Source organism: Kitasatospora sp. NPDC007106, from assembly GCF_040634455.1.
Taxonomy (GTDB): domain Bacteria; phylum Actinomycetota; class Actinomycetes; order Streptomycetales; family Streptomycetaceae; genus Kitasatospora; species Kitasatospora arboriphila.
Map to the genome: position 1 here is coordinate 1 of NZ_JBEYFP010000201.1, position 9792 is coordinate 9792.

At 76.0% G+C, this 9792-nt stretch carries 9 protein-coding genes; 4 read left to right on the forward strand and 5 right to left on the reverse strand.

What is annotated here, in order from left to right; genetic code table 11:
* Position 1 precedes the first annotated feature (1 nt).
* A complete protein-coding gene (locus ABZ641_RS17635; RefSeq protein ID WP_359982809.1) occupies positions 2–385 on the forward strand; it encodes an ATP-binding protein in 384 nt (127 codons plus the stop codon).
* Positions 386–617: 232 nt separating this feature from the next.
* On the forward strand, positions 618–2843 hold the full coding sequence (locus tag ABZ641_RS17640) for a SpoIIE family protein phosphatase (protein WP_359982811.1): 2226 nt from the start codon (positions 618–620) through the stop codon (positions 2841–2843).
* Positions 2844–2882: 39 nt separating this feature from the next.
* Here ABZ641_RS17640 and ABZ641_RS17645 read toward each other — a convergent pair whose 3' ends face one another.
* The 5 genes from ABZ641_RS17645 to ABZ641_RS17665 all read right to left on the reverse strand — a co-directional run bounded on the left by ABZ641_RS17645 (position 2883) and on the right by ABZ641_RS17665 (position 7623).
* Positions 2883–3890 carry a DUF2637 domain-containing protein gene (locus ABZ641_RS17645; protein ID WP_359982814.1) on the reverse strand — a complete coding sequence of 336 codons (1008 nt, stop codon included), beginning with the start codon at positions 3888–3890 and terminating at the stop codon, positions 2883–2885.
* A 131-nt stretch (positions 3891–4021) separates the two neighbouring features.
* On the reverse strand, positions 4022–4828 hold the full coding sequence (locus ABZ641_RS17650) for a (2Fe-2S)-binding protein (protein ID WP_359982816.1): 807 nt from the start codon (positions 4826–4828) through the stop codon (positions 4022–4024).
* Positions 4829–5051: 223 nt separating this feature from the next.
* Positions 5052–5852 carry a hypothetical protein gene (locus tag ABZ641_RS17655; RefSeq protein ID WP_359982818.1) on the reverse strand — a complete coding sequence of 267 codons (801 nt, stop codon included), beginning with the start codon at positions 5850–5852 and terminating at the stop codon, positions 5052–5054.
* A gap of 145 nt (positions 5853–5997) precedes the next feature.
* On the reverse strand, positions 5998–6816 hold the full coding sequence (locus ABZ641_RS17660; protein ID WP_344627319.1) for a hypothetical protein: 819 nt from the start codon (positions 6814–6816) through the stop codon (positions 5998–6000).
* 204 nt (positions 6817–7020) lie between these two features.
* On the reverse strand, positions 7021–7623 hold the full coding sequence (locus tag ABZ641_RS17665; protein WP_344627318.1) for a nucleotidyltransferase family protein: 603 nt from the start codon (positions 7621–7623) through the stop codon (positions 7021–7023).
* A gap of 131 nt (positions 7624–7754) precedes the next feature.
* On the opposite strand from ABZ641_RS17665, the gene moaA reads away from it, so the two are divergent.
* Together moaA and ABZ641_RS17675 are read left to right on the forward strand one after the other, a co-directional pair.
* Complete coding sequence (gene moaA, locus ABZ641_RS17670) at positions 7755–8795, forward strand: GTP 3',8-cyclase MoaA (protein ID WP_344627317.1); 1041 nt, start codon at positions 7755–7757, stop codon at positions 8793–8795.
* Between the two features lie 94 nt (positions 8796–8889).
* Positions 8890–9633, forward strand: coding sequence for an HNH endonuclease family protein (locus ABZ641_RS17675; RefSeq protein ID WP_359982823.1), 744 nt, complete (start codon positions 8890–8892; stop codon positions 9631–9633).
* Positions 9634–9792 lie beyond the last annotated feature (159 nt).

A 9792-nucleotide genomic window follows, 5' to 3' on the forward strand; every position in this document is an offset into this window, starting at 1 on the left:
GCTGCACCGCCGGCTGCACGCCGCCCTGGAGCCGGCCGAGCTGAGCGCCGTCGGCGCCGTCCGCCGCCGGCTGCGGGCCGTGCTCGACCGCTGGGGGATACCGCCGGAGCGGGCCGACACCGCGGAGCTGCTCGCCTCGGAACTGATCACCAATGCGCTGGTGCACACCCGGGCTGGCGCGGTGTTCGACGCGGAACTCACTCCGGACGGCCTGCTCCGGATCGAAGTCCGCGATGCCGCGACCGGACTGCCCGGGCGCCGGGCACCCGGCGAGTACGCCACCTCGGGCCGCGGACTGCTGCTGGTCGAAGCGCTGGCGGACGACTGGGGAGTGCAGCTCCGCGGCGAGGGCAAGGTCACCTGGTTCGAGCTCGGACCGTCCTGAAACGTGTACGAACCGTCACCGCGGCCCCATCTTTGCCCCATCTTCGCGACACCCGGACGGTGCTCCGGGATTGCCGCCTTGCCGAACATACGACAGGCTAGTGAGAATGTGTGCGCGGTGTGCGGCGGGAAGAACCGATTCCCGACCGGCCCCACCGGCCGGCACACCGAATCCGATCACGACCCGGCCGTGCCGTCCCCCGGACGGCACGGCCTGCAGCGGCAGGAGACACATGGCGACAGAGCCCGAGCCGCAGGGGCCCGCGCGCCGGAGCCCACCGGCCCAGGCGGTGCGCACCGCCGCGGGCCACGCGCTGCGCACCGCGACCGCCGGCCTGTCCGTCCCCCCGACCGGCCGCGGCCTGTCCGGCCGCGGCGGCGACTCCACCCCCGACTGGCTCGAGCCGGCGATGGCCGCCAACGGCATCGGCTCGTTCGACTGGGACATCCGCCGCGACATCCTCGAGGGCGACCAGCGGGCCTGCGACATCCTGGGTCTCGACCCGGACCGCTTCGACCGCAGCTCCGCCGCCTTCCTCGCCCTGCTCCACCCCGAGGACGCCCCGGTCGTCAGCCGCCGGGTCGAGCGGGCCGTCGCCGAGCTCGGCCAGTGCGGCGCCTACTACCGCACCGTCCACCCCGGCGGCGAGATGCACGCCGTGCGCTTCCGCGGCCGGGTCCTGGCCGACGCCTTCGGCCGCCCGTCCCGGATGGTCGGCTTCGTCTGGGACGCCACCGTCGAGCTGCACAAGCGGGAGAAGGCCGGCGAGCTCGCCGCGCTGCGCGAGGAGCGCTCCCGGTTCATCAAGGAGGCCGCCCGGGCGCTGTCCGAGGCGGTCACCGTCCGCGACGTCGCCCGGGTCTTCACCGAGCTGCCGCTGCCCGGCCTGCCGCCGGACGGCCTGGTGCTCGCCTCCATGGAGGCCGGCCGGCTCGCCATCCTCGGCGCCAGCGGCTACCGCAGCGAGCTGATCGCCCGGCACGACCGCTCCCCGCTCGCCGCCGACCACCCGATGGCCTTCGCCGTCCGCACCCGCACCCCCGTCTTCATCGCCGACCGCGACGAGTACCGCGAGCGCTACCCGGAGGCGTGGGAGCAGCTCGGCGCCGGCACCGGCCGCAGCTCCTGGGCCTTCCTGCCGCTGGTCGTCAGCGGCCGGGCGATCGGCGTCTGCGTGGTCAGCTTCGACGACGACCGCGAGCTCGACGCCGACGAGCGCACCCTGCTCTCCACCCTCGGCGGCCTGGTCGCCCAGTCCCTGGCCCGCGCCCAGCTGCACGACGCCGAGCACGAGCTCGCCGCCAGCCTGCAGCGGGTCATGCTGCCGCGCGCCGTGCCCTCGGTGCCCGGCGTCACCACCGCCGTCCGCTACCTCGCGGCCGGCTCCGGCCTGCAGATCGGCGGCGACTGGTACGACGTGGTCCCGCTGCCCGGCGGCCACGTGGGCCTGGTCATCGGCGACGTCCAGGGCCACGACGTGCACGCGGCTGGCATCATGGGCCAGCTGCGGATCGCCCTGCGCGCCTACGCGGCCGAGGGCCACCCGCCCGCCGCGGTGATGGCCCGTGCCTCCCGCTTCCTCGCCGACCTGGACACCGACCACTTCGCCACCTGCACCTACGCCGAGGTCAACGTCGACTACGGCGTGGTCTACGCGGTGCGGGCCGGCCACCTCGACCCGGTGGTCCGCCGGGCCGACGGCTCGGCCTGTGTCCTGCCGGTCGCCGGTGGCCTGCCGCTCGGGGTCGACCCCGACGAGGAGTACCGGGTCACCCGGTTCAGCCTCGACCCCGGCGAGACCGTGCTGCTCTGCACCGACGGCCTGGTCGAGGCCCGCGGCATGGACCTCGACACCGGCTTCGACCGGCTCTGCGAGGCGGTCGCCGCACCGCTGCCCGCCCGCGACGAGTCCGCCCGCGAACCGCTGGAGGAGCTGGCCGACCGGGTCGCCGCCCGGGCCGCCGACTCCAGCGAGCGCGAGGACGACATAGCGCTGCTGCTGCTCCGCTGGGACGGCCCCTCCGGCGGCCGCGCCGCCCAGCAGCTGCGGCGCCGGATCGGCCAGGCCGACCTCGCCCGGATCTCCGAGCTCCGCGGCGAACTGCGGGACGCGCTGAGACGCTGGCAGGTGCCGGACCTCATCGACACCGCCGAACTGCTCTCCTCCGAGCTGGTCACCAACGCGATCCGGCACACCGACCGGGACGCGATGTTCACCGCCCGGCTCTACCAGGCGCCCGGCCAGGGCCGGGCCCGCCTGCGGGTCGAGGTCGAGGACGAGTCGGACCTGTGGCCGACCCGCCGCACGCCCGGCGAACAGGCCTCCTCCGGCCGCGGACTGATGCTGGTGGAGGCGCTCGCCGACGGCTGGGGCGTGGAGCCCCGCGGCTCCGGCAAGCGGATGTGGTTCGAGCTGTCCGCCGAGGGCCCCGCCCCGACGGACGGCCAGGTGTACTGAGGCCGGGGACGCGGGCAGCCCCCGGCGCGCTCCGGCCGATCAGCCGAACTGCTGCTCCAGGTCCTTGAGCTTCTGCTCCAGGGAGTCCAGGCGGGGGAGCGTCATGGTGTCCTCCTCCGGGGTCAGGTCGACGCTCGGCGGCGCCGGGCGGACCGGCAGCCCCGGCTGCGGGGCAGGCCGGACCTCGGCGGGTGCGGCGTCGACGGCTATGACGGGCTCCGTGCCGCCCGCCTCCAACTGCCGGGCGGCGGAACGCTGGCGCCAGCCCCCGTGGTGGCGGCCGATGGCGCGGATCTCGGCCCGCTCCCGGCGGCTGGCGAGCCGCCGGCGCTCCCGGTCGGCGGCGGCCGTCCGGCGGTCGTCGCGGACCTCCTCGACGGCCTCGTCCAGGGTGCGCACGCCCTCCAGCAGCATCAGCGACCAGGCGGCGTACGTCTCCCGCGGGGCCCGCAGCCAGCGGACGATCCGGATCTGCGGCAGCGGACGGGGCACCAGGCCCTGTTCGCGCAGGGCCGCCCGGCGGGTCTGCTTGAGCGCCCGGTCGAAGAGCACGGCCGCCGAGAGGGACATGCCGGCGAAGAACTGCGGCGCCCCGGCGTGGCCCAGGCCGCGCGGCGCGTGCACCCAGTTGAACCAGGCGGAGGCACCGGCGAACAGCCACACCAGCAGCCGGGAGCCGAGCGCCGCGTCGCCGTGGCTGGCCTCGCGGACGGCGAGCACCGAGCAGAACATCGCGGCCCCGTCCAGGCCGAACGGCACCAGGTACTCCCAGCCCCCGGAGAGGTTGAGGTTCTGCACGCCGAAGCCGACCAGGCCGTGGAAGGACAGCGCCGCGGCGACCGCGGCGCAGCAGAAGAGCAGGGTGTACGAGGCGGCCCCGTACAGGGATTCCTTGCGGCGGCGGCGATCCTCCGAGCGCTCCCAGGAATCGGACCCGCCGGTCGCCGCGGCGGCCCGGTTGCGGGCGAACGCCACGAGGACGGCGGCGACCACCAGGAGGGCCGTGCCCGCCGCGCCCCAGCCCAGTGGTATGTCGGACAGTCTCATGACCTGAACCAGCCTCGCTTTCCTGCGTAGGGACGGCTGGTCCATGATGGCGGAGAATTCCGGTGCCGCAGGGCCGGATTACCGGCGATGCACCGGTGCGGGGGAATTATCGGCGAATATTCGAATGGCAATCACCTTTCCTGCTGTCGCGGGCAGGTGAAACACAGCTCGTTCGGGCTAACGGTGTAGAACAGGCAGCAGGTGGACCGAGTGCGTGTACGGATTCCGTCCCCCGGCCGGAAGGCGGCGCCGCCGACGAAGGGGGCCGGTCCGCCGCCGGGCAGCAGGGCGGTGAGCTCCGCGACCGCGCGCTCCTCCTCGCCGAGTTGGCCGGCCAGGAACCAGAGGCCCTCGACCACGTCGTCGGTGGCCGTGCCCCAGAGGGTCCGCGGGCCGCGCCGCACCCAGGGGCGGAACGCGGCCACCATCGGCGCCACGTGCTCGTGCACCGCGTCGAGCAGTTCGGCGCGCAGCGCGGCCTCGTCCGGCACGGTGCGCAGCAGGCCCCCGGCGGCCAGCGGGTCGCCCGGCAGGCCGACCAACTCCACCGGGTCCACGGTCAGTTCGCCGCGCGCCCGGTGGAAGGCGACCCGGCCGACCGGCAGCCGGGGCACCCGGCGCTCCAGGAACCACGGCAGGGTGACGGCCAGCGCCACCGGCCACACCCAGCGGTGGAAGCAGAACCCCGCCGCCACGTCGGGCCGCAGCGCGGTGCCGTGGTCGCGCTCGCCGGCCTCGGCGTCGAAGGCGATCGCGGCGCGGACGGCCTCCGGGTCCGCCGCCAGGTCTCCGGCGCGGGCCCAGCCGTCGCCGGAGGGCGGCGGCGCCAGCCGGACGCGCAGGGCGGGGTGGGCGGCGGTCAGTCTGCGGTACGTGCCCGCGAGCGGCGGTTCGGGGCGGGCCGGCACCGGGGCGGCCTCAGCGGCGGTCAGGGTCATGCGGGCCCCAGCGGTACGGACGGGGCTCGGCGGAGCCCGGGGACGGCGTCGGCGGCACCCGTCCGGGGCACTGCTCGCCCCGGACAGGTTAGCCTTACCTTAGCTCACGTCCGTCGCGCCGCCGAGGCCGCCCGCCCCGGCATCGGACCGTCGATGCCCGGGCACGCCGGGGGAGCGGCCGCGCGGTGCGCCCGGACCGGCCCGGACCGCACCGCGCACCCGTTCAGGCCGTCCCCGGTGCCCGGACCACCGCGCCGTCCTGGACCGCGCCCTGCGGCGGGACCTGCAACCGGCCGGCCAGCCAGACCGGCACCCCGCCGAGGGCCTGGACCAGCCGGGCCGCCTCGGCCCGCAGCCGGACCGCCTCCGCCGGCTCGACGACGTCCGCGAGGGCGGCCAGGGCCGGCGCCACCCCCACCGTGAACCCGAGTTCCTCGCGCAGCCGCAGCGAGGCGCGGAACCCCTCCCGCGCCCGCTCCCGGTCGCCGCCGGCCATCGCCAACCCGGCCAGGTGCCGCCAGGTGTAGGAGCAGAGCAGGTCGTCGTGGCGCTCCGCCGCCGCGTCGTGCGCCCGGCGGTAGGCGATCCGCGCCGCCGCCGGGTCGTGCAGCAGGTTCTCGGCGACCAGGCCGCGCCGGAAGTCCAGCAGCGGGCGGCCCGGCGCGTCCGGGGGCAGCAGCGCGGAGGTCCGCCCCAGCGCAGCCTGCGCCTCGTCCAGCCGGTCCCGCCGGCCCAGCACGCTCGCCACGTACGCCAGGAACCCCCGGGCGCAGGCCGCCGCGGCCCGCTGCCCGGGCGCCGCCGCCCCCGCCTCGGCGAGGCGCAGCGCGGCCTCCGCCTCGGCCCAGTTCGCGGCCGTGAACATGCACTGCTCGATGAGGAGTTCGGCCCGCTCCAGCGCGGCGGTCGGATCCCGCCCGGCGTGCGGTCGCAGTAACTCCGCAGCCTCCTGCCAGCATCCGCGCGACCGCAGCCGCCATACGGCGTCCGCCACGCCCCCCGGGCCCGTTCCGTGCTCCGACAACGCCACCTCCTTGTGTGCGCCATCCGGCAGGGGCGCGGCCGTCCCCTCCGCCGCGCTGTGGCGGCAATTCAACACGGGGGCGAGCTTGTGCACCAGATCACGAGCGGCACGGATTGCGGAGTGGCACCCTCCGCCGCGGCGGGGGTCAGGACGTCCAGCCGGTCTCCATCAGCGCCTCGGCCGCGCCGTTCGCCGGCTGCGGGATGCCCGACACGTCCAGCGTGAACAGCGCGACCAGCAACTGTTCGCCGCGGACCACCGCCTGGTGCGAGTAGCCGGCCAGGGTGAACATCGCCGACGCCATCTCCTCGCTGTGCAGCGTCTGCATCCACAGGCACTCCACGGCCTTCACGTCCGCCGGGTCCGGCCAGGTGTCCACCTGCGCCACCATCCGGGAGCCGAGCAGCGTCACCGCCTCGCGGTCCTGGCCGTCCGTCAGCTCCAGGTCCTCGAAGCCCAGCCACTGCAGGTAGTGGGCCGCGGCCGGCAGCGCGTCCTGCGGCGAGCGCACCGGCTGCGGACGGAACGGCGGCCGCATCAGCCGGTGCCGGCCCGACGGCGACGCCGGCTGCTCCGGCGGCACCGCCGTGGTGTACGGGCGGGCACCCACCGGCCGGCCGGCCGGCCCCGCGGAGGGCAGCCGCGGCGCCCGGTCCACCGGCAGCCGCACCGTCGCCCCGCAGTTGCAGGTGTACTCCGGCTGCGGCCACTGGTCGTTGCGGCCGCAGTGCGGGCACCGCATGCTCAACCAGGAGTCCTCCCAGGAGCGGAAGCGCACCTGCACCGGCACCCCGCCGCGCAGCAGCGGCACCCGCAGCTGCGCCCCGCACGGACACGGCAGGCTCGGCGCCTCGTACACGTGCTCGGCCCGGCAGGCCGGGCAGCGGATCGCGGTGCCACCCGCGGACGGGGCGGGGCCGGGCGCCCGGTCGCTGAAGTCGTCGGGCTGCGGCACTGCGGTCATGGCTGGCACCGTCCGTTCGGTGTCGGCTGGGCAGGTCACCCCCCATCTTCGCTGATCCGGGCAGGTGGTGGAACGGGTTACGGCAAACCTCGGGGAGAGTCGGGGGGCGTACGACCCGTCGGCGGCGGCGCCCCCGCCGAACAGCGGGGGTGCTGGTGAACGAGGCGTACGCGAGGGGCCAACGTGCCTGCGCCGCAAGCCGGTTCATCCGGCGGACGCGGACCAGCGGGCCAGGTCCTCCGGAGTGTCCAGGTCGTCCGGCACCGCCACGTCGCCGCACTCCACCAGGAGGAGCCCCCCGGCGTGCGCGGCCAGCAGGGCGCGCGCCCCCGCGTCCCCGGTGGCCCCGGCCGCCGCCTCCGCGAAGTACCGCGCCCCGATCAGCACCGGATGCCCGCGCCGCCCGCCGTACGCCGCCGCCACCAGCTGCCCGCCCGCCCGGTGCGCCGCCAGCAGCCGCCGCACCGCCTCGGGCGTCACCCCCGGGGTGTCCACCAGCATCACCAGCACCGCCGGCGCACCGGCCGGCAGCGCCGCCAGCCCCGCCCGCAACGAGGAGCCCATCCCGCTCTCCCACGCCGGATTGTCGACCAGCAGGCAGTCGCCCGTCCGCGCCCGCGCCCGCACCTCCTCCCGGGCCGCCCCCAGCACCGCCACCACCGGCCCGCAGCCGCCCGCCCGGACGACCGCCAGCGCATGCTCCAGCAGCGGCCGCCCGCGGTGCTCCACCAGCGCCTTCGGCCGCCCGCCCAGCCGCCGCCCGCCGCCCGCCGCCAGCACCAGGGCCGGAATCCGCCGATCACTCATGCCCCCAGTCTCCCGACCCGGCCGCCGCAACGGCAGTTGGACGATCCGACAAGGAGACCTCGCAGGTCAGCGGCGGACACCGGAACTTCCGCCGCTGGCCGCGACCCCCGCCCGCACCCTGTACTGGGCGCATGGCACCCCGCTCCACCGCTCCCGGCACCGCGCAGCCCCCCGGCGGCCCGCTGGTCGACCGCTACGGCCGGATCCACACCGACCTGCGGATCTCACTGACCGACCGCTGCAACCTGCGCTGCACCTACTGCATGCCCGCCGAGGGCCTGAACTGGCTGCCCCGCCCCGAACTCCTCACCGACGACGAGGTCGTCCGGCTCGCCGGGATCGCCGTCCACCGCCTCGGCATCCGCAACCTCCGCCTCACCGGCGGCGAACCGCTGCTCCGCCGCGGCCTGCCCGGCCTGGTCGCCGCCCTCACCGCCCTCGACGGCCCGGACGGCGGCCCCGAGCTCTCGCTCACCACCAACGGCATCGGCCTCGCCCGCACCGCCGCCGACCTGAAGGCCGCCGGCCTGCACCGGGTCAACGTCTCCCTCGACACCCTCCGCCCCGAGCGGTACGCCGAGATCACCCGCCGCGACCGGCTCCCCGACGTCCTCGACGGACTCGCCGCCGCCCGCGCCGCCGGCCTCGACCCCGTCAAGGTCAACGCCGTCCCCGTCCGCGGCGTCAACGACGACGAACTCCGCGACCTCGTCGCCTTCGCCGCCGAGCACGGCTACCGGATGCGCTTCATCGAATCCATGCCGCTCGACGCCCAGGGCGCCTGGGACCGCACCCGCATGGTCACCGCCGACGAGATCCTCGCCGACCTCGGCGGCCGCTGGCAGCTCGTCCCGGTCGGCCGGCACGGCAACGCCCCCGCCGAGGAGTGGCGGATCGCCGGCACCGACACCGTCGTCGGCGTCATCGCCTCCGTCACCCGGCCGTTCTGCGGCGGCTGCGACCGCGTCCGGCTCACCGCCGACGGCCAGCTGCGCAACTGCCTCTTCGCCACCGAGGAGTCCGACCTGCGCGCCCTGCTGCGCGGCGGCGCCGACGACGACCGGATCGAGGCCGCCTGGCGGGCCACCATCGCCCGCAAGGGCCCCGGCCACGCCATCGACACGGCCGGCTTCGTCCGCCCCGACCGCCCGATGTCCGCGATCGGCGGCTGACCCGGCCCGCCCCGCCACCCCCGCGGCTTGACCCGGCACGACGGGCCCTGCTCTGCTGGTGCGCCGTCACCGCCACACCGTCGGGGGAGAACCCGTGCGCGCCCGCCCTGCCACCGCCCTGTCCGCCCTGCTGCTGCCCGCCCTCCTGCTCACCGCCTGCACCTCCGGTACCCCCGGCAGCTCCACGGACCACGCCCAGAGCGGCGCCGTCGGCACCAGCCCGCTGCAGAACCCGGACGGCACCAGGCCCGGCCTCGCCCCGCTCACCTCCGCCGCCGACCACAAGGCCGGCCGCGACCTGATCGGCAAGGTCCGCACCGCCGCGGCCGGCCCCCGGACCGGCTACGACCGCGACCAGTTCGGCCCCGCCTGGACGGACAACGTCGACGGCACCGCCCTCGGCCACAACAACTGCGACACCCGCAACGACCTGCTCGCCCGGGACGGCCGCTCCGTCCAGCACAAGGACGGCTCCGCCTGCACCGTCACGTCCATGACCATCCACGACCCGTACACCGGCAAGGACGTGCAGTGGACGAAGGCGCAGGCCACGAAGATCCAGATCGACCACGTGATGCCGCTCTCCTACGACTGGCAGATGGGCGCCGCGAAGTGGGACAAGGCCAAGCGGGTCCGGATCGCCAACGACCCGCTCAACCTGATCCCCGCCGACGGCCCGCAGAACTCCGCCAAGGGCGACTCCGGCCCCTCCGAGTGGCTCCCCGCCGACCCGAAGATCCGCTGCTCCTACGTCGTCCGCTTCGCCCAGGTCGCCCTCAAGTACGACCTGCCGGTCACCCCGGCGGACAAGCAGACCATGCTCGCCCAGTGCAGCTGAGAGGCCCGGTGAACCGGGCTCAGGGTGCAGGGAACTGCGCAGTCCGGGACCGGCGTACCTGACAGCTCGGGTGAACCACGTCAGGGGCGCGTGGGGGCACCTCCCGGCCGAAGGCTGGGGGGAACTGCGCGGGACGGGAGGCACGGACCGGTGCCTCCC